The sequence below is a fragment of the Pseudoclavibacter soli DSM 23366 genome (genome assembly GCF_000423505.1).
Classification (GTDB): domain Bacteria; phylum Actinomycetota; class Actinomycetes; order Actinomycetales; family Microbacteriaceae; genus Pseudoclavibacter_A; species Pseudoclavibacter_A soli.
Window position 1 is genome coordinate 404,364 of record NZ_AUIC01000004.1, and the last position, 18,840, is coordinate 423,203.

Here is an 18,840-nt window from a genome sequence, read left to right on the forward strand (position 1 = left end):
GTGTCACATGCGCTGCGGCGCCGAGACTCCCAACAGTTCGAGGCCGTTGCGCAGCACCTGGCCAGCCGCATTGTTGAGCACCAGCCGGCTGGCGTGCACGGGTTCGACCTCTTCGCCGCGCAGTGGGATGACGCGGCAGTTGTCGTACCACCGGTGGAAGTCTGCGGCGAGCTCTTCAAGGTAGCGCGCCACACGATGCGGTTCGCGCAGTTCGGCGGCCAGCGCCACCATCTGCGGGAACTGCGTGATGCGAGCGATCAGCTGAGTCTCGGTAGCATGCGTGAGTGTTGCCGGGTCGAAGCCGTCGGTGGTGATGCCTGCCTGCGCGGCGTTGGCCGCCACGTTGTGCGTGCGTGCGTGCGCGTACTGCACGTAGAACACCGGGTTGTCGTTGGTGCGGCTGCGCAGCTTCTCGCCGTCGAGGTTCAGCGGCGAATCGGCCGGGTAGCGGGCCAGCCAGTAACGCAGCGCGTCAGAGCCGAGCCACTCGAGCAGGTCGTCGAGCTCGATGATGTTGCCGGCGCGCTTCGAGAGCTTGGCACCATTGAGGTTGACCAGCTGCCCGATGAGCACGCTGATGTTGGTCTCCGGGTCGTCACCTGCGGCAGCCACAATCGCCTTCAGGCGATTCACGTAGCCGTGGTGGTCGGCGCCCAAGAAGTAGATGGCCTGCTCGTAGCCGCGAGCGCGCTTGTCGAGATAATAGGCGGCGTCGGCAGCGAAGTACGTCTGCTCACCGTTACTGCGCACGACCACACGGTCTTTGTCGTCACCGAAGTCAGAGGTGCGCACCCACGTGGCGCCCTCGTGCTCGAACACGCGACCTTGATCGCGCAAATGGGCCACGGCATCCTCAATGGCGCTCGTGCCAGTCGAGGGGTCGACTGCGTGCAGCTGACGCTCTGAGAACCACACGTCGAAGTGCACGTTGAACGCGTCGAGCGAGTGCTTGATCTCGTCGAGCTGCTTAGCGTATGCGAGTTCGCGGGCGGTGGCCAGCTGCTCGTCGGCCGGCAGGTCGAGAATGTCGGGGCGCTCGGCCTTGACGTAGCCGGCGAGGTCTTGAATGTACTGCCCCGGGTAGCCTCCCTCGGGCGTGGGCTCGCCCTTGATTGCGGCGAGCACTGATGCTGCGAAGCGATCCATCTGGGTGCCGGCATCGTTGATGTAGTACTCGCTGACCACGGTAGCGCCGGATGCGCGCAGCAGTCGCGCGATTGAGTCGCCCAGTGCCGCCCAGCGTGTGTGACCGATGTGCAGCGGTCCGGTGGGGTTGGCCGACACGAACTCGAGGTTGATCGAGTGGCCGGCGAGCGTGGCGTTGTCGCCGTAATGCGCGCCCTGCTCGAGCACGGCGGGCAGAATGCTCGCGCCGGCAGCTGCATCGAGGGTGACGTTGATGAAGCCGGGGCCAGCCACATCGACCACGGCGATGCCGTCGACGTCGCGCAGACGCCCAGCGATGTGCTCGGCGAGTTCGCGGGGGTTGAGACCGACCCGTTTGGCGTGCTGCAGGGCGACGTTGGTGGCCCAGTCTCCGTGGTCGCGGCTCTTGGGGCGTTCGATGCGCGGGGCGTCGATCTCGGCAAGCTCAGCGGGCACCGTGCCATCGGCCGCCAGGCCAGCGAGCACGTCGACGATTTTCTGGGAGAGGTCTTCTGGAGTCACGGATGCAATCCTAGCCGTTTGGGCACTGGTCAACCTGCGGCAGGACTGATGTCTGGTCGCCGTGATCTTCGTGCACGTGGCGCGGAGCGTCTCACGCGAAGCGCATGATGCGCAGCATGCCCTGCGGTATGGGGTGATGCTTGGGGTGGTACTCTTGAGATCGCGCTTTCGCGCACTGCGCCCGTAGCTCAGCTGGATAGAGCGTTGGTTTCCGGTATCAAAGGCCGGGGGTTCGAATCCCCCCGGGCGCACCACTCATCCGTCCGCACGCGAGATACACTTCTGCGCACCACACAGGTGTCACGAAAAGCGAGTTTCACCCCACACACACGCAAGGCACGCGCAGCACGCAACACAGGTGTCACGAGATGCGAGTTGCCTTGTGAGCGCACCACACGTGTCACGAGATGCGAGTTTCACTCCGCATAACCACACTTCGCGACACCTGTGCGGTGGGCAAAGCGCATCTGGAGATACCTGAAACGTAAGAATCGAGCATCCTGCGACTGCCCGCGCAACGACCACGCGCATCCGCACCTCGAACAACACGCCGCGAACTCGCCAAAGCACGCAGACAGATCTGCTTCGCGATGCGGCCCGCCACCGGCTACCATGGGTCGCAGCGCCTCTGCGGCATCCAGCCGACGTGAGCAGAGGCAAGACAGAAGGCAGCAGCGCAATGATCGCAACAGGTTCCAGCATTTACTGCTGACCTTGTTCCGAGCGCTCGCGCACCGGTCTCGTGTCAGCCCCACTGACATTTGGAGACCTCTATGCGCACCTCACACCCCAACACACCACATTCCGCCGACCCGTCGGTCACGCTGCACGACGTGAGTTTTACCTGGCCAGACGGCCGCAGCATCCTTGTGCATGCGAATGCCGCGTTCGGCCGCACGCGAACTGGGCTCGTGGGCGACAACGGGGTGGGCAAATCCACCGTGCTCGCGCTGCTCGCCGGGCAGTTGCAGCCAACGGATGGCCGAATCACCCGAGCCGGAACCATCGTGTTGTTGCCGCAGCGGCTCGATGTCACTCGATCCGTCGCTGATCTGCTGGGTGTTCGCGGCGTGCTCGACGCCATCAGTGAAGTGGAGTCTGGAGCACTCGACCCGGCCCTGTTCGAACGCATCGGGAATGACTGGGATATCGAGGCCCGTGCGGTCGCCGCGCTCGTCGGCGTGCAGCTAGCCGCGGCCGACATCACTCTGCTCGACGAGCCCACGAACAATCTCGACGCGGAGGCCCGCACCCAAGTGCTGCGCCTGATCGACAACTGGCGAGGCGCACTCGTGGTGGTCAGCCACGATCGCGAGCTGCTCGAGCACGTCGATGCGATCGCCGAGCTGCGCGCCGGCACGCTTACCATCTTCGGCGGCGCGTTCAGCGAGCATGAGGCCCAGGTCGAGCGCGAGCAGCTGGCGGCAGAACGAGCGCTACGTGGTGCTGAGCAGACCCTGCGCACAGAGCGTCGACAGCGGGCGCAGGCGGAGCAGCGCATCGCGCACTCCGAGCGACAAGGGCGCACTGATGTGGCGAATCGAAAGTACGTCAAGGCCGTGGTCAACGACCGCCGGAACTCAGCGCAGAAGGCGCAGGCGAGCCGACGGCATCAGCTCGATGACCGGCTCGCCACTGCGCAGCGCAGTATTGATGCCGCGGATGCGCGCGTGCGAGACGACGAACACATCGTGATCGATCTGCCCGCCCCTGCGGTACCCGCGGGGCGCCGCATCGCACGCTTTGTGGGGGCAGACGGTCGCGAGTTCGTGGTGAACGGTGCCGAGCGGGTGGCGATCACCGGGCGCAACGGCGTCGGCAAGTCGACACTGCTCGCGCAGCTGCTGCGCGGGGCCGACTCTGAGATGCGGCCCGGCGTGCTGCCCGACCCGCCACGGCGAGCGAGCGGCGAGCTGTTCGTTGGGCACGTGGGGTATCTGTCGCAGAGCCTCGACAACTTGCACGACGAAGAGACGGTCTTCGAGAACGTGGCGCGCACAGCCTCCGGGCTTGAAGACCGAGTGCTGCGCAATCAGCTTGCTCGACTGCTGTTGCGTGGGCGCATGATGGATGCTCCGGTCGCCTCCCTCTCTGGAGGCCAGCGCTTTCGTGTCGCACTGGCGCAACTGCTGCTGGCCACTCCCCCGGTGCAGGCGCTCGTGCTCGACGAGCCGACGAACAGCCTCGATATGGCGAGCGTCGACCAGCTCGTCGAGGCGCTGAGCGCATATCGGGGTGCGGTGATCGTGGTGAGCCACGATCACGATTTCTTGAGCCGGGTGAGCCCTGATCTCGAGTTGCACCTCGAACCGGATGGAGTGCTGACGCAGCGCTGATGGGGGCGCGCTACGTGCACCACGGGTGTCACGGGGTGCGGGGTTGCCTCAAGGCACGCCACAGGTGTCACGAAAAGCGAGTTTCACCCCACACACACGCAAGGCACGCGCAGCACGCAACACAGGTGTCACGAGATGCGGATTAGACCCCGCATACCCACATTCCGCGACACCTGAACGTCGAGCCGGGCGCATCCATCACCCCCACGCATGCCACGTGCACCACAGGTGTCACGAAGTGCGGGTTTCACCTCGCATAACAACATTCCGCGACACCTCTGTGGCGGCAAAGCGCATTCCGCGACACCTGAACGGCGAGCCGGGCCAATCCTTCACCCCACGCGGACGCATTCTTCATCGCCCCGCGCCAAAGAGTGCATCGTTACCATGAGATTCATGCACGAGAACGATCTGCCCGCGCAGCCCGCGCCAGAGGTGAGCGCGCTGGCGGTGAATGTGGTGATTCCGGTCGAGCTGCGCTGGATCGACACTCGACGTAGTCAAGACTTTGAGATGCAGACGCTCAACATCCGTCTGCTGCCCGACGGCACGCTGGCCACCAAGGCGTATGGACGCCCCGTGGCCGGCGGACGCGGCGGATACACCCCATTCACCGTGCCCGATCGCCCCGAGCTGCACGCGCTCATCGCCGCAGCAGCCGACCGAGCGGGGCAGCTATGGAGCACCCGAACGCAACAGTGACGTGTCCCAAGCCAGTCAGGCTCGACGCCAGCCGAGCGGCTGCAAGACGGCCTCGATGCGGTCGAACACGGCACCTGTGTCGAATTTGACTGAGACGATGCCGTCCCAGGTCAGGTGTTTGCCCCACTCCTTGCGGCGGTAGATGCCTCGGAAGGTCTCGGCCTGCATCGAGAACCCGCTGGTCTCGAACGATCTGCCGCTGAATCGGTAGGTTGCTGAGGTCTGGTCAAGACTCACGAACACCTCGACCTCGAGGGCGAACGTCAGCGGCAGCAGCATCACGCCGCGCTTCGCTTTCACACTGAAGACCTCAAATCGCACCGTGTTCGCGTTCGCACGCTCGACGCGCAGGCCCGGCCCCGCCAGCTGCAACAGCGCCTGCACTGCCTGTTCAGTGAACATCGTGGCCTCCCCATGGTCACCAGAGCCGCCCGGCGCAGTCATCAACAATGATGACCCGCACCGCACGATTCATGAGCATTCGCCCACATGACTGATCGCGCGCCTGTGCACCTGTGCGCCGCCGGAGGCTCGTCCCTATTCTTCAGCGACTCTACCCGAAGCGTGTGCGCTCTGAGTGTGTCTTGGCGCGGGTGTTCGGGGGCGCGGCACCAGCTACTCAGGCATCCTCATGGCAGCGTTGGTCAGGCGTCATCCCGGCGGTTCGAGGCCAGGTTGACGAAGCGCTCGACGAACGCCTCGAGGCGCTGAAGCACCCGCTCCTTCATGCGACGGCGCTGCCCGTCAGGCGTGAACCGTGAGACCGAGGGCAGTACACCGATGATGGCGGTGCCGAACTCGTTGACCTCGCCGTCGCGAAACGCGGTCTCGACGAAGGCACGAGTCGCCTCGGCATGAAGGTTCTCAGACGAGATGATGGCCTCGAGCTCAGCCTCGCGCCTCTGCGCGATATATGCCTGCCACTCCTCGTCGATTCTGCCGTCTGCCGTCACGGAGTCGACGAACCCCTCGATCAGATCTCGCTTGTCGTGCAGGCTCGGGCTGGCGTTGACCGCACGGGTGATCTCCGCGCGAATCTCCTTGTCATCACCATCGCCATGGTCGGAGCGATATTTCTCGACAAGCATGAGAATGTAGTCCACATTGATCTCGACCTGCTTGACCAGTTCGATCTCGAAGACCACGTCATCGTTGATCTGCTCTTTGTCGGCGGTCCGCTCTTTCTTGAACTCCTCGTACAGCCCGACGTAGATGCCCAGGTAGTCCTGGCTCTGGCGTGCGGTGAGAATCTCATTGCCAGCGAAGTCGTCGAACGACGCCAGGATGTTCTGCAGCCGCAGGATCGCCCCGAACTGCGCGATGAAGTCTTTCTGTGCCTGCTCCCCCTCAATGCGCCGCCCGATCGGGAAGCGCTCGAGCAGTTCCTGAACCTTCTCGCTGTATTCGCTGTGGTACTCGCCATAGGGTTTGAGCAGCACAATGCCCTTGGCGTCTTTGTTGCCGAAGCGGGCGATGGCCTCGTTTGTCTCGTCTTCAAGATTTCTGAATGAGACGATGTTGCCGTAGGTCTTCACCGAGTTCAGGATGCGGTTGGTGCGGGAGAAGGCCTGGATCAGCCCGTGCATCCGCAGTCGTTTGTCGACCCACAGCGTGTTGAGAGTCGTCGCATCGAACCCGGTCAAGAACATGTTCACCACGATGACCATGTCGAGCTCGCGGTTCTTCATGCGCAGCGACAGGTCTTTGTAATAGTTCTGAAATCGGTCGGCGCTGGTGTCGTAGCTCGTGCCGAACATGTCGTTGTAATCCTGGATGGCCTCTTCGAGGAATCCCCGGGCATCGTTGCTCAGCGCATCCGTGTCGAACGACTCCTCGTCGATGATGCCGTCCGGAGCGGCATCATTCGCCCCATACGAATAGATGAGGCCGATCTTGAGCCGTTGTGCAGCAGGCACGTGCTGCTGCTGACGTTGAAACTGCGAGTAGTAGCGCCTCGCGGCATCAATCGAGGCAGTTGCGAAGATCGAGTTGAAGCCGTTGACGCGGCGCCCGACCTTCTCCTCCTCAACCTTGTTGCGGCCGGCGGCCACCTGCGACACGTTGGTGATCACACCGTGTACATAGCTGTCTGAACGTCGGGTCTTCTGATCGAAATGCTCCAAGATATAGGCCACGACCTGCTTGATGCGTTCGGGGGCGAGCAGCACCTTCTCGGTGTCGATGCCCGAGACCTGCTTGTCGGCAACGGCACCGACCTTGATCGTGTTCACATAGTCCACGCGGAAAGGCAGCACGTTCTTGTCGCTGATGGCATCGACGATCGTGTAGCTATGCAATTGATCGCCGAAGGCCTGTTCCGTGGTCTTCAGCGCGGGGTTGCCGCCCGAGCCGGCGTTGTCGGCGAAGATCGGCGTGCCGGTGAACCCGAAGAGGTTGTATCGCTTGAAAGCCTTGGTGATCGCCGTGTGCATATCGCCGAACTGCGATCGATGGCACTCGTCGAAGATGATGACCACGTGCCCGTCATAGATGCGGTGCCCCTGGTTGCCGGCGATGAACGTCGAGAGCTTCTGGATCGTGGTGATGATGATTCGAGCACTCGGGTCTTCGAGCTGCCGTTTGAGCACTCTCGTGGAGGTGTTCGAGTTCGCAGCACCCTTCTCGAACCGGTCGTACTCGCGCATCGTCTGGTAGTCGAGGTCTTTGCGGTCGACGACGAACAGCACCTTGTCGACGTCCTCAAGCCTTGCCGCCAGCTGAGCGACTTTGAAGCTCGTGAGCGTCTTGCCCGAGCCTGTCGTGTGCCAGACGTATCCGCCGGCTGCCAGCGTGCCCAGCTGCCGATAGTTGGTCGAGACCTCGATGCGCTGCAGGATGCGCTCAGCCGCGACGATCTGGTACGGGCGCATCACCAGCAGCAGGCGGTCTGCGGTCAGCACGCAATACCTCGTGAGGATGTTCAACAGCGTGTGTTTCGCGAAGAACGTCTTGGCGAAGGCCGTCAGATCTTGAATGGGCCGGTTCTCGGCGTCTGCCCACCACGAGGTGAACTCGAAGCTATTGGAGGTCTTGCTCTGCCGCCTCTTCCTGGTGCCAGCATTGACATGAGCGTTACGCGTGGTGTTCGAGTAGTACTTGGTATGGGTGCCGTTGCTGATAACGAACAGCTGCACGTATTCGAACAGTCCGTTTGCCGACCAGAAGGAATCACGCTGATATCGGTCGATCTGGTTGAAGGCCTCGCGGATGTCGACTCCGCGACGCTTCAGCTCGATGTGCACCATGGGCAGGCCGTTGACCAGCACGGTCACGTCGTACCTGTTGGAGTACCGGGCATCGCCACCTTCTGCTGCGCCCGGCGCCTCGTATTGGTTGATCACCTGCAGCCGGTTGTTGTGGATGTTCGTCTTGTCGAGCAGCGTGATGTTCTTGGTCGTGCCATCATCTCGTTTCAACAGCTGCACGTGATCTTCTTGAATGCGCACGGTCTTCTCGACGATGCCGTCATTCGCCCCAGCGATGCAGTCGGAGAAGAATCGCTGCCACTCTGCATCAGAGAAGGTGACGTGGTTCACGATCTCGAGCTGGGCACGCAGGTTTGCCACCAACTGGGCTACCGATGTGATCGGCAGGTATTCGTACGCCTGCGACTGCAGGCGTTCGATGAACTCCCGCTCCAGCTGAGCCTCAGACTGATAGCTCTCGTCTGTCGCCGCATCTGCCACGTACTCGGCGACGACCGTGCTCTCAGACGACACTGCGATCGGGTCGTACTTACGTGGAGTCATATCACTCATGCCGGCAGCTCCTTGAAGGTCAAGAGTTTGTCGCGGTAGTACTCGTACTGTTTGCGGCGTGCGTTGAGCTCGGCAGGAAGGCCGACGCTCAAGTCGTTCACCAGAGCATCGAACTTATCGAGAGCGGCCGCAATATCCCGTTGGCGATCACGTGCTGGAATCGGCACCAAAACCTTCGCAAGCCGTGACTTCGACACGTTGAACCGCGTCACACCAGACGCCGTTGCGACCAGTTGCTTACGCAACTCGCTTGACCGGAACAAGTGTTTGGAGAACTCAGGATCGAGTAACGCGGCATCTGTCGGTCGGAAACCGATACTGAAACTATTCAGATAGGTCGGCTCTTCAGGCTCCGACGTCACGACGGACGACATCGCCACTTCACCCACAGTCTCGGACGACCCTGTGAAAAGGATGTCCCCGCGCGCCAATGCTCGCTGCTTCTCGCCACGATCAACGCGAACACGATCATCGCGATGCAGATCGACAGCGATGTTGTTGAACACGTTGGTGTATGCAATAAATCGCGCGTTCCCGTCGGTGAAATCAGCCTTCGACTTACCAGTGAGACCACCAAAGACCGTGCCGAACTCACCCATTGGAATCCACCGGACCCCCCCCGCTTCGCGGAAGGTCAAGAGTTGATCACGATAGTACTCATACTGGCGGCGTCGGGCTTCCAGCTCCGCTTCCAGCTCCGCTTCCAGCTGAGTGAACTGGTCCAATATTCTCACGATCTCCCGCTGCACCTCGAGAGGCGGCACTGGAATCCGAATTGTTGACAACTGCTTCGCCGAGACATCAATCACTTTTGTACCCGTTGCAAGCTTTCGCTTCTGTATAGAAAAGTTCACCGATGCGAACCAGTAGGCAAGGTACTTCGGATTCTGACTGTGCTTGATGACGGTGGCATGGCCACCCGTGACGATCGTCTCAGCACCGAGCCAAGCAACTGCCTTTCCAACATCTTCGATGTTTTCACTCGTGTTCGTGATGATGATGTCGCCCGGATCTACCTTGGCGAGCTTTGCTGCCTTCTCCGAGGTGACGAATGACAGCGTCTCGGTCGCCCAAACCCCGTAGCGCGTATATATCTGCCCGTAGTGAATTGCACCCACACCTTCACTAACAAGATCAGCCTTCGGCATACCGTTGCCACGGACAAGCGAGGCAAATTCGCCCAGCGTCTTAAACTCAACGCCTTTCGGGCAGTACTGCGTGATCAGCTCGTCGATACGGCTCACTTTGTGCCCTCCAGGTCAGCGACGATCGCGTCGATCGAGGTGCGGAGTTCTTGCTGACGTGCGACGATGCGTGCGATCTCAGCGTTGAGCTCGTGGATGTCGACCTGCTCGCGGGTATCTTCTTTCTCGACGTAGCTGGACACGGCGATGTTGTACTCGTTCTGCCCGATCTGCTCGTTGGGCACCAGCGTTGCGAAGTACTGCTGGTCTGCACGCGCGGTGAACGCGTCGAGCACGTGCTGCTGGTTCTCTGCAGTGAGCTTGTTCTTGTTGCCGCTGCGCACGAACTCAGCTGACGCGTCGATGAAGAGCACGGAGTTGTCGGTCTTCGACTTCTTGAGCACGATGATGCAGGTCGCGATCGTGGTGCCGAAGAAGAGATCGGGTGGCAGCTGAATCACTGCGTCGATGTAGTTGTTGTCGATCAGGTATTTGCGGATCTTGCGCTCTGCACCGCCCCGATAGAGCACGCCCGGAAACTCGACGATCGCAGCCGTGCCATTGACGGCCAGCCACGACAGAATGTGCATCGTGAACGCCAGGTCTGCCTTCGACTTCGGTGCGAGCACACCCGCTGGCGCGAAGCGCGGATCGTTGATCAGCAGCGGGTTGGCATCGCCCTCCCAATGGATCGAATAGGGTGGGTTGGAGACGATCGCCTCGAACGGTTCGTCGTCCCAGTGCGCAGGATCGATGAGGGTATCGCCCAGGGCGATGTCGAACTTCTCGTAGTTCACATCGTGAAGGAACATGTTGATCCGCGCCAGGTTGTACGTGGTCAGGTTGATCTCCTGCCCGTAGAAGCCTTGACGCACGTTCTCTTTGCCCAGGACCTTCGCGAACTTCAGCAGCAGCGACCCAGAGCCCACCGCGGGGTCGTAGACCTTGTTCACGCTCGTCTTGCCGACCACGGTGATACGAGCAAGCAGTTCAGAGACCTCTTGCGGCGTGTAGTATTCGCCACCAGACTTGCCCGCGCTTGAGGCATACATCTGCATGAGAAACTCATATGCATCGCCGAACAGGTCGATGGTGTTGTCGGCGAAATCGCCGAGTGGAAGGTTGCCGATCTCGTCGAGCAGCTTGACCAGTTTCTCGTTGCGTTTGGCCACGGTGGCACCGAGCTTGGAGCTGTTCACGTCGAAATCGTCGAACAGCCCCTTGAGGTCGTCTTCACTGCCGGTGCCGACGGCAGACCCCTCGATGTTGGCGAATACCCGTTCGAGGGTCTCATTGAGGTTCGGGTCGCGCGGGGCACGCCTGCGCACATTCTCGAATAGCTCTGAGGGAAGGATGTAGAAGCCCTTCTCGGCAACGGTATCGGCCCGCCCGAACTCAGCACGGGCGTCGTCGAGAGTTGCGTAGTCGAAGTCGGGGTTGCCCGCCTTGCGCTCTTCGGCACGGATGAAGTTCGAAAGGTTCTCGGAGATGAACCGATAGAAGAGCGTGCCCAGCACATAGCTCTTGAAATCCCACCCGTCGACACTGCCTCGCAGGTCGTTGGCAATACGCCAGATGGTCTTGTGCAGCTCGGCCCGCTGCTGTTCTTTCTCGGTGTCAGCCACCTGGGCCCCTCCTGTGATCTCTGAGATCGGACATCGACGCACTGCCGCGCCCGGTACCACGACACTAAACCGCACCACTGACAGCACTTGTGACGTCTGACACGCGTCACCAATTCACTGCGTATTCGCGGCAATGTACGCTGGCAAAGCGCATCCTCGGCGAGCATATCGCCACAGACAGAGTTTGCCCGGTAGGACACCCCTGAGCAGAGCGCCCTCAGAGCACCTTCGACAGGAACGTCTGCAGCCGCGGGCTCTTGGGCGAACCAAACAGCTCTTCTGGCGTGCCCTCTTCTTCGATCACGCCGGCATCGAGAAACAGCACACGACTCGAGACCTCGCGCGCAAACCCCATCTCGTGAGTCACCAGCACCAAGGTCATGCCCTCGCTGGCGAGGTCACGGATCACCTGCAGCACCTCGCCGACCATCTCGGGATCGAGCGCACTGGTGGCCTCGTCGAAGAGCATGATGTCGGGCTTCATCGCCAGCGCACGAGCGATGGCCACGCGCTGCTTCTGCCCGCCCGACAGCGATGAGGGTCGTGCATCGGCTTTATCGGCCAGCCCCACGCGGTCAAGGAGGCCGACAGCCAGCTCGCGTGCAGCATCCTTGCTGATGTGATGAATCTCTCGCGGGGCCAGCTCGATGTTCTCGGCCACCGTCATGTTGGGAAACAGGTTGAAGTGCTGAAACACCATGCCCACCTGCCGGCGCACCTCGTCGATGTTGACCTTCGGGCCGAACACATCATGGCCGTTGATGCGCACCGAGCCGGTCGTTGGCGTCTCGAGGCCGTTCAGGCACCGCAAGAACGTCGATTTGCCCGAGCCGGATGCGCCAATCACGCTGACCACGTCGCCGCTGTGTACCTGAGTGGTCACCCCGCGCAGCACCTCGTTGTCGCCGAAGCGCTTGGTCAGATCGCGCACGTCGATGCGCACTTTGCGGGTGTCGTCAGTGCTGGTGGTACTCATCGGTTGATCCTCCGATCGACGACGTTGGCCAGCCAGGTCAGCAGGCTGATGGCCACGAAATAGATGATGGCGACCAACAGCAGCGTCTCAGTGACCCTGAAGTTGGCTGCGTAGATCTGCTGCCCTTGGTAGAGCAGCTCGCCGAAGCCGATGGCCAGCAGCAGCGACGAGTCTTTGAGCATGATCACCAGCTGGTTGATCAGCGACGGGGTGGCGATCTTCACCGCCTGCGGCAGCACCACCCGCTGCATCGACTTGCCGTAGCCCAGGCCGAGCGAGCGGGCCGCCTCAAGCTGACCTGGATCGACGGATTTGACTGCACCGCGCACGATCTCGGTGATGTAGGCCCCGGAGTTGAGCGCAAGCGTGAGCACGCCAGCGACCCAGATGTTCACCGGCCGCCCGATCAGTTGCGGCACACCGAAGTAGAAGAAGAACGCCCACACCAGCAGCGGCGTGCCGCGGAAGACGGCCACGAACACTTTGGCCACGCCGTTGAGCAACCGAGACTTGCCAACGCGCAGCAGGCCGAAGGCGAACCCCAGCACCATGGCGACTGCGAAGCTGACCGCCGTGATGACCAAGGTATTGCGCAGGCCGATCATCAGCGCCGGGAACGCCTGCTGCGCCAGCTGCAAGAAGCTGCCCTGACCAGAGGCGTTCGCCGACGGGTCGGCGAGGTACTTATCGAGGATGCTCTGGTAGGTGCCGTCGGCTTTGAGTGATGCGAGGCCGGCATTGAACGCGGTCACGAAGTCGGCGTTCATGCCCTTGTTCACGGCCACACCGTAGTCGCCGCCCGGCACTTTGTCGGTGACGGTCTTCAGCCCGTTGTTCTGCGCGATGCCGTAGGCGAGCACCGGGTAGTCGTCGATGACGGCCACAGCGTTGCCTGACTTGACTGTCTCGTACATCGTGGATGATTGGTCGACCGAGTCGACCTCGAAACCGTACTGCGCTTGAATCGACTTGGCGTAGGTCTCGCCCTCGGACCCTGTCTTGACCACGACTGTTTTGCCAGCCAGATCGTCGTACGAAGTGATCTCGGTGTTGTCTTTGGCGATGGCCCTCTGCACACCGCTCTGGAAATACGAATCGGTGAAGTCGTAGACCTGCTTGCGGGCGTCAGTGATCGACATGCCTGCGATGACGGCATCTACCTGATTGGCCGAGAGCGCCTGCAGTGCGGCGTTGAACCCGAGCGACTGAATCTGCACCGTGAAGCCCTCGCGCTCGGCGATCGCGCGCATCAGGTCTATGTCGATGCCGATCATCTCGCCGGTCGAGTCGCGAAACTCGAATGGCGCGAAGGTGGTGTCGGTGGCGATGCGGAACGTCTGGCCGGCCACCGGGCTGTTTGCGTCGGTGTTCTCATCAGCGTGCACCGAGCCTGCCGGCAGCACTGTGGCCAGCGCTGTGATCAGCGTCAGCATGAGTGCGAGCAGCGCAGCCCACCGTGGCGACTTAGCCACCGGCAGCACTCTGCTGCGCAAAGGTTCTGGGGTCTTTCTCTCCCGATGTCATACGCCGATCTGCGCATGGGTCGCCAGTCTAGTCTGCACCCCCGACGCAGCTGTCAACATGCTTTCATCGGCAGGATGCGGTGCTCCCGTTCCAGCCACCACATCGTGGCTCTCGGGGCGGGTGGTCTGCCTCGCATTCGCCGACTGGCAACACCCCTGCTGGCGAGGCGAATCTCACCGCCGAACACCGGTTGGTCTGCCGCGTCGTCGGCGATGAGATTCGCATCGCGCAGTGCCGGTACCCCTACGAGCAGGCGCCGCGCCTCACGCCCAGTTTTTGTGCGCCGAGGTGCCACCGATGCCCGGGTTGAAGGTGTTGGTGGGGTCGAGCTCTTTGAAGTGCTCCACCATTGACTCGGGCAGATGGTACAAGCGCCCGTAGTTGTGCTCGGCCGGCAGCTTCGCACCGCGCTCTTCGAGCAGGTGCTGAATGTCGTCATGTAGCTTCTCTGGGTCGACGCCCTTCTTGGCGACGTAGTCCTGATGCATCACATGGCAGAAGAAGTGGCCGTAGTACGCGGTGACCTCAAGCTGATCGGCGATCTCTTTGGGCAGCACCTCGAGCCAGTCCCAGTCATCGCGCCGCAGAGCGACGTCGATCGGAATCAGCCCGCTGATGTGCCGACGCTTCATGTTGGCATAGCGAGTTGCTGCACTGGCCGCACCGAAGCGGTTGAGCGTCGCACTCTTCTCCTCGTCTGCCGTGCACACGAAAAAGTCGCCCTCATGGTCGGCCTCAGCGAAGAACGCCTTGAGCATCTTCTCGGTGGCTTCGATCTCGTGCTCACCCACCGTTAGCAGAAGGTGGTGCTCGAAGCGGTTGCGGTACTCCATCATGCGCTTCGGCAGCTGGTTGGGCACCAAGTCGAAGGCCACCTGCGAAACAGTGTCGGCGAAGGTGGGGCCGATGCCCGGAATCTTGCCGAACACGCCGTTGGCCCAGGTCTTGAACGAGAACATGCGGGTCTGCAGCTTCGCGCTCATGAACTTCAAGAAGACAAAGGTGTCTTTGCCGTACTTCTCTGCCAGATCGAAGGCTGACCGCCCCATGTACTCGCCCGAGATAGGCAGTTGCATATCGGCTTCGAGAAACAGCCGACGGATGGCCTCAAGCTCGCGTGGGCTATTGGTGCCGATGTAGAACATCTTGGCATTCTCTTCACGGGGGAATGTGCGGGTGCGCACCGCGAACACCATCAGCTTGCCTGCCGAGCCAGAGGCCTCATACAGGTACTCGGGGTTGGCGTTGTAGCGCGCCGGCGAGGGCACGATCTGCCGCAGGTGCTCGGCGTACTCGGTCTCGCGGCTGTCTTCTGGCGCAGCCGTGACGTCGGCCGGCGCCCAGTCTCCGCGCTGCAACCGATCGAGAGCCTGCTCAGGATCGTCGCCCAGCGAGATGCCGAGATGGTTGACCAGCTCGACCTTGCCCTGCTCGTTGACCCGGGCAAAGATCGCCTCGCGAGTGAAGGCCGGCCCCTTGCGAATCTGGCTGCCGCCCGAGTTGTTCGAGATGCCGCCGATCACCGAGGCCCCGATAGAGGTCGACCCGATCACCGAGTGCGGCTCGCGGTGATGCGGCGCGAGCACCTCAGTCAGGTGCGTCAGCGTGGCTCCCGCGAGCGAAATCGCTTCGCGCGCGTCGTTGATCAGATGCACCTGGTTGATGCGGTGCGTCGAAATGATCACGATTGGGCGGTCATAGTCTTGGAAGCCCGGTCCTGACCCACCGGTCAGACCAGTGTTCGACGCCTGCGGAATCACGGCCAGGTTGTGATCAACACACACCTGCAGCGCGCGCCACATTTCGACCAGCGACTCGGGCTGCACCACTGCAAAGACGGGCCCGCCGCCAAAGCGGTACCCCTTGCTGAACGGATGCGTCGTACGCTCCGAGGTCAGCACATGGTCACGCCCCACGATCTGCTCGAAGGCCTCGATCGCCGAATGGTCGACGCTGCCTGCTGATACTGACTGCCGGGGGTGAGACATCTCTAGCCTTCCTAAGTGCTCTGGCGGGCGCTGCACACTTTGCAGATCACCCGCACCCATGTGGTCATACCTCAGGTACGACCCGCTGCAATCTTCCGACGCGCTTGCCCGAGTGTCAAGGTGACGCACCCGCCCGCGCACCCGCGCATCCCACCGCCCCGCTCACCTGACGGCGTTTGTGCGCGCGAAATGCAGCCAAATCGGCGCCCACGCTGCACGAACGACGCAAAAACCCGCGGCCCCGCCCGAGACAAGGACCACACTCGCCCATATACCTGATGGGGTATTCTAGGGGCTAGATCGCCCGATCAGCGGGCGACCGAGAGGAGCTCTCATGAAGGCCTTGGTCACGTTCATGTCTACCGCTGGCGGTCGCTGGCTGCGCATCATCGTCGGTGCAGCACTCATCGCAGTGGGCATCATGCTCGGTGGAGGCTGGTGGGCGCTGGCAGCCGTCGGTGCGGTTTTCGTGTTGGTCGGCGCGTTCAATGTGTGCCTGCTCGCACCTCTGGCTGGGCTCCCTGTCAGCGGCAGCGCACTGCGTCGCTGAGCTGCGCACTCAGCGCGCGCACAGCATCCTGCCGCTCACACCACAGCCTGCCAGCGCATGCTGGCGCCATGGCAGGCATCTCGCGAAGCATCGCACGCACTGACTCCACGCAGGCGACATCGCCCAGCGTTGAGCTGGTGATCCCCGTGCACAATGAACAGCAGTGTCTCGAGCGCACAGTCGCGACAACGCGAGCATTCCTCGATGAGTCGTTCGCGTATCCCACGGTCATCACCATCGTCGACAACGCCTCGACAGATGACACGTGGCAGATTGCGGCGCATCTCGCTCGCCATGTTCCAGGCGTGCGCGCACGGCACCTCGAACGCAAGGGCCGCGGACTCGCCCTGTCGACTGCATGGGCGGAGGCTGCCGACCGAGCCACCGTGCTCGCTTACATAGACGTCGACCTGTCGACCGACCTGCACTCGCTGACCCCGTTGATCGCCTCGCTCGTGACCGGTCGAGCCGATATCGCGATCGGCACCCGACTCAACCGCGCCTCACAGGTGCAGCGGGGTGCGCGCCGCGAACTGATCTCACGCAGCTACAACCTGCTGCTGCACGGGCTGCTCGGCGCGCGCTTCTCCGACGCACAATGCGGGTTCAACGCGATCACCGCCACCGCTGCCCGTGTGCTGCTGCCGCATGTACAAGACACGCAGTGGTTCTTCGACACCGAGCTGCTCACGCTCGCGCAGCGCGCCGGGCTACGCATTCACGAGGTGCCGGTGGCGTGGATCGACGACCCCGACTCGCGCGTCGACATCCCGGTGACCGCAGCTCAAGACCTCGCGGGCATCCTGCGGCTGCGCCATGATCTCGCGCGCCGACGCATTCCACTCGATGCGATCAGTGAAGCCGTGGCTCAGAGCCGCAGTGTGCAGGATGCCTCGCTCACTCAAGCCGTGCCCGTCGCCTCCCCCACTGCACCCGCCACTGCACCCGCAGTGCACCGGAGAAGCGCGTGAGTGCTGCAACACCCGCACCAGAACGCACCCGCCCGCGCTGGGAGACACCGGCGTTCATCGCGCTGCTCGTGCTGCTGCTGACCATCGCCGCTGCATTGGTGCTGCGCGGCATCGAGGATGGCCGGGTGCGGTGGATGGCGCTGGCAGGCGTCGCACTCGGCTTCGCGTTCTTGACCAAGCAGCTGCAGGCACTGGTGATCGTCCCGGGTCTCGCGGTGGTCTATCTGTGCGCCGCGGATGCACCGCTGAAGCGTCGCCTGCGCAATGCACTGGTGACCCTCGGCGCATTCGTGGTGAGCGCGGGATGGTGGGTGGCGCTCGTCGAGCTGGTGCCCGCTGACTGGCGCCCGTACATCGGTGGCTCGCAGAACAACTCGTTTCTCGAGCTGACCTTCGGGTACAACGGCCTTGGGCGCATCACCGGCGAAGAGACTGGGGCGGTGGGCGCAGGCCAGTGGGGCGCGACGGGGCTGACCAGGCTGTTCGACGGCGAGTATGGCGGGCAGGCGGCGTGGCTGTTGCCCGCAGCACTCATTTTCGCCGTTGTGCTCATCGTGCGCACGTGGCGCCGGCCTCGCACCGACGCCCTGCGCGCGCAGACGCTCGTGTGGGGCAGTTGGCTCGTGGTGACCGGCCTGGTATTCAGCTTCATGTCGGGCATCTTTCACGCGTATTACACCGTGGCCCTCGCCCCGGCCATCGCTGCACTGGTGGGTATAGGCGTCGGCGAACTGTGGGCGCGCCGCAACGCGGCAGATCTGGTTGTGCTGGGCGCGACCACAGCCGTGACCGGTGCGTGGGGGTGGATGCTACTGATGCGCACCTCAAGCCTGCTGGCGTGGCCCGTGCTCGTGATCGGGGTGCTCGCCGGGCTCGCTCTCGCGCTGTCACCATGGCTGGCCGACCACCGTCGGCAGATCGCGGTCTGTGCTGCGCTGAGCGGGCTCGCTGCAGGTCTCGCCGGCCCGGTCAGCTATACCGCGATCACCCTGCAGGATGCCCACACCGGCTCCATCGTGACGGCCGGCCCCAGCCTGACCGGCTCGAGTTCCAGGCTGAGCCCCGGCAGCGGGAGGCTGCCCTCATCGATGAACTCTCGCTCGCGCGGTGGCGAGAGTGAACGCTCCACCGACAGTCAACGCGGCAACGGGTTGCTCAGCGGCATGACGGCGTCTGACGAGCTGGTCGATCTCTTGCGGAACTCGGGCGATGTGCGCTGGGCCGCGGCCGTGACCGGGTCGCAGAATGCCGCATCCCTGCAGCTGGCCAGCAATGCCTCGGTGATGCCGATCGGAGGGTTCAACGCCTCTGACTCCTCGCCCACACTGGAGCAGTTCGAGGCCTACGTTGCCGCCGGAGAGATTCGGTATTACGTATTGGGATCGATCATCGGCCGCTCGAATGGTGGGTCAGACGCAGCCACTGCGATCGCGGAGTGGGTGGAAGCCCACTTCACCGCGACCACGGTGGCCGGCACCACGGTTTATGATCTCAGCTCAGGTGCGAGCGACGACGCTCAACAATAAGCTTATTGATTGTGGCTACAACTTTTCTTTGC

At 62.6% G+C, this 18,840-nt stretch carries 13 protein-coding genes and 1 tRNA gene; 6 read left to right on the forward strand and 8 right to left on the reverse strand.

The window, feature by feature from the left end:
- Nucleotides 1-3: 3 nt before the first annotated feature.
- Complete coding sequence (locus G557_RS0104825) at nucleotides 4-1,668, reverse strand: arginine--tRNA ligase (RefSeq protein ID WP_028245162.1); 1,665 nt, start codon at nucleotides 1,666-1,668, stop codon at nucleotides 4-6.
- A 177-nt stretch (nucleotides 1,669-1,845) separates the two neighbouring features.
- Here G557_RS0104825 and G557_RS0104830 point away from each other — a divergent pair.
- The 3 genes from G557_RS0104830 to G557_RS0104840 all read left to right on the forward strand — a co-directional run bounded on the left by G557_RS0104830 (nucleotide 1,846) and on the right by G557_RS0104840 (nucleotide 4,706).
- Nucleotides 1,846-1,922 (forward strand) — tRNA-Arg (locus G557_RS0104830).
- Nucleotides 1,923-2,441: 519 nt separating this feature from the next.
- Complete coding sequence (locus G557_RS0104835) at nucleotides 2,442-4,004, forward strand: ABC-F family ATP-binding cassette domain-containing protein (protein WP_051224589.1); 1,563 nt, start codon at nucleotides 2,442-2,444, stop codon at nucleotides 4,002-4,004.
- A 396-nt stretch (nucleotides 4,005-4,400) separates the two neighbouring features.
- A complete protein-coding gene (locus G557_RS0104840) occupies nucleotides 4,401-4,706 on the forward strand; it encodes a hypothetical protein (RefSeq protein ID WP_051224669.1) in 306 nt (101 codons plus the stop codon).
- Between the two features lie 15 nt (nucleotides 4,707-4,721).
- Here G557_RS0104840 and G557_RS0104845 read toward each other — a convergent pair whose 3' ends face one another.
- From G557_RS0104845 to dld, 7 genes are all read right to left on the reverse strand, one after another.
- Nucleotides 4,722-5,108, reverse strand: a complete 387-nt coding sequence (locus G557_RS0104845; RefSeq protein WP_036961157.1) for a hypothetical protein — start codon at nucleotides 5,106-5,108, stop codon at nucleotides 4,722-4,724.
- Nucleotides 5,109-5,350: 242 nt separating this feature from the next.
- Nucleotides 5,351-8,464 carry a type I restriction endonuclease subunit R gene (locus G557_RS0104850; RefSeq protein ID WP_028245166.1) on the reverse strand — a complete coding sequence of 1,038 codons (3,114 nt, stop codon included), beginning with the start codon at nucleotides 8,462-8,464 and terminating at the stop codon, nucleotides 5,351-5,353.
- Nucleotides 8,461-9,708 (reverse strand): restriction endonuclease subunit S, encoded by a 1,248-nt coding sequence (locus tag G557_RS0104855; protein WP_028245167.1) that lies wholly within the window; start codon nucleotides 9,706-9,708, stop codon nucleotides 8,461-8,463. The genes G557_RS0104850 and G557_RS0104855 overlap by 4 nt, the downstream gene beginning before the upstream one ends.
- A complete protein-coding gene (locus G557_RS0104860; RefSeq protein WP_028245168.1) occupies nucleotides 9,705-11,273 on the reverse strand; it encodes a type I restriction-modification system subunit M in 1,569 nt (522 codons plus the stop codon). Before G557_RS0104860 ends, G557_RS0104855 begins: the two co-directional genes overlap by 4 nt.
- A gap of 217 nt (nucleotides 11,274-11,490) precedes the next feature.
- Nucleotides 11,491-12,249 carry an amino acid ABC transporter ATP-binding protein gene (locus G557_RS0104865; protein WP_028245169.1) on the reverse strand — a complete coding sequence of 253 codons (759 nt, stop codon included), beginning with the start codon at nucleotides 12,247-12,249 and terminating at the stop codon, nucleotides 11,491-11,493.
- On the reverse strand, nucleotides 12,246-13,721 hold the full coding sequence (locus G557_RS0104870; RefSeq protein ID WP_425414032.1) for an amino acid ABC transporter substrate-binding protein/permease: 1,476 nt from the start codon (nucleotides 13,719-13,721) through the stop codon (nucleotides 12,246-12,248). Before G557_RS0104870 ends, G557_RS0104865 begins: the two co-directional genes overlap by 4 nt.
- Nucleotides 13,722-14,036: 315 nt before the next feature.
- Nucleotides 14,037-15,761, reverse strand: a complete 1,725-nt coding sequence (gene dld / locus G557_RS0104875) for a D-lactate dehydrogenase (protein ID WP_028245171.1) — start codon at nucleotides 15,759-15,761, stop codon at nucleotides 14,037-14,039.
- Between the two features lie 334 nt (nucleotides 15,762-16,095).
- Between dld and G557_RS0104880 the strand changes: the two genes are divergently transcribed.
- From G557_RS0104880 to G557_RS11785, 3 genes are all read left to right on the forward strand, one after another.
- The gene (locus G557_RS0104880) at nucleotides 16,096-16,311 is read left to right on the forward strand and encodes a YgaP-like transmembrane domain (protein WP_028245172.1); all 216 of its coding nucleotides are present in this window, start codon (nucleotides 16,096-16,098) and stop codon (nucleotides 16,309-16,311) included.
- A 68-nt stretch (nucleotides 16,312-16,379) separates the two neighbouring features.
- Entirely contained in the window at nucleotides 16,380-17,282 is a 903-nt protein-coding gene (locus G557_RS11780) for a dolichyl-phosphate beta-glucosyltransferase (protein WP_051224592.1), read from the forward strand.
- Entirely contained in the window at nucleotides 17,279-18,808 is a 1,530-nt protein-coding gene (locus G557_RS11785) for a mannosyltransferase YkcB-related protein (protein ID WP_051224595.1), read from the forward strand. The genes G557_RS11780 and G557_RS11785 overlap by 4 nt, the downstream gene beginning before the upstream one ends.
- The last annotated feature ends 32 nt before the right edge of the window (nucleotides 18,809-18,840 follow it).

What these genes read in the sequence shown, in the direction of transcription:
- G557_RS0104850 (WP_028245166.1), bottom strand. Translation starts at nt 8,464, where the DNA reads ATGAGTGATATGACTCCACGTAAGTACGACCCGATCGCAGTGTCGTCT.
- G557_RS11780 (WP_051224592.1), top strand. Translation starts at nt 16,380, where the DNA reads ATGGCAGGCATCTCGCGAAGCATCGCACGCACTGACTCCACGCAGGCG.
- G557_RS0104845 (WP_036961157.1), bottom strand. Translation starts at nt 5,108, where the DNA reads ATGTTCACTGAACAGGCAGTGCAGGCGCTGTTGCAGCTGGCGGGGCCG.
- G557_RS0104865 (WP_028245169.1), bottom strand. Translation starts at nt 12,249, where the DNA reads ATGAGTACCACCAGCACTGACGACACCCGCAAAGTGCGCATCGACGTG.
- G557_RS0104840 (WP_051224669.1), top strand. Translation starts at nt 4,401, where the DNA reads ATGCACGAGAACGATCTGCCCGCGCAGCCCGCGCCAGAGGTGAGCGCG.
- G557_RS0104835 (WP_051224589.1), top strand. Translation starts at nt 2,442, where the DNA reads ATGCGCACCTCACACCCCAACACACCACATTCCGCCGACCCGTCGGTC.
- dld (WP_028245171.1), bottom strand. Translation starts at nt 15,761, where the DNA reads ATGTCTCACCCCCGGCAGTCAGTATCAGCAGGCAGCGTCGACCATTCG.
- G557_RS0104880 (WP_028245172.1), top strand. Translation starts at nt 16,096, where the DNA reads ATGAAGGCCTTGGTCACGTTCATGTCTACCGCTGGCGGTCGCTGGCTG.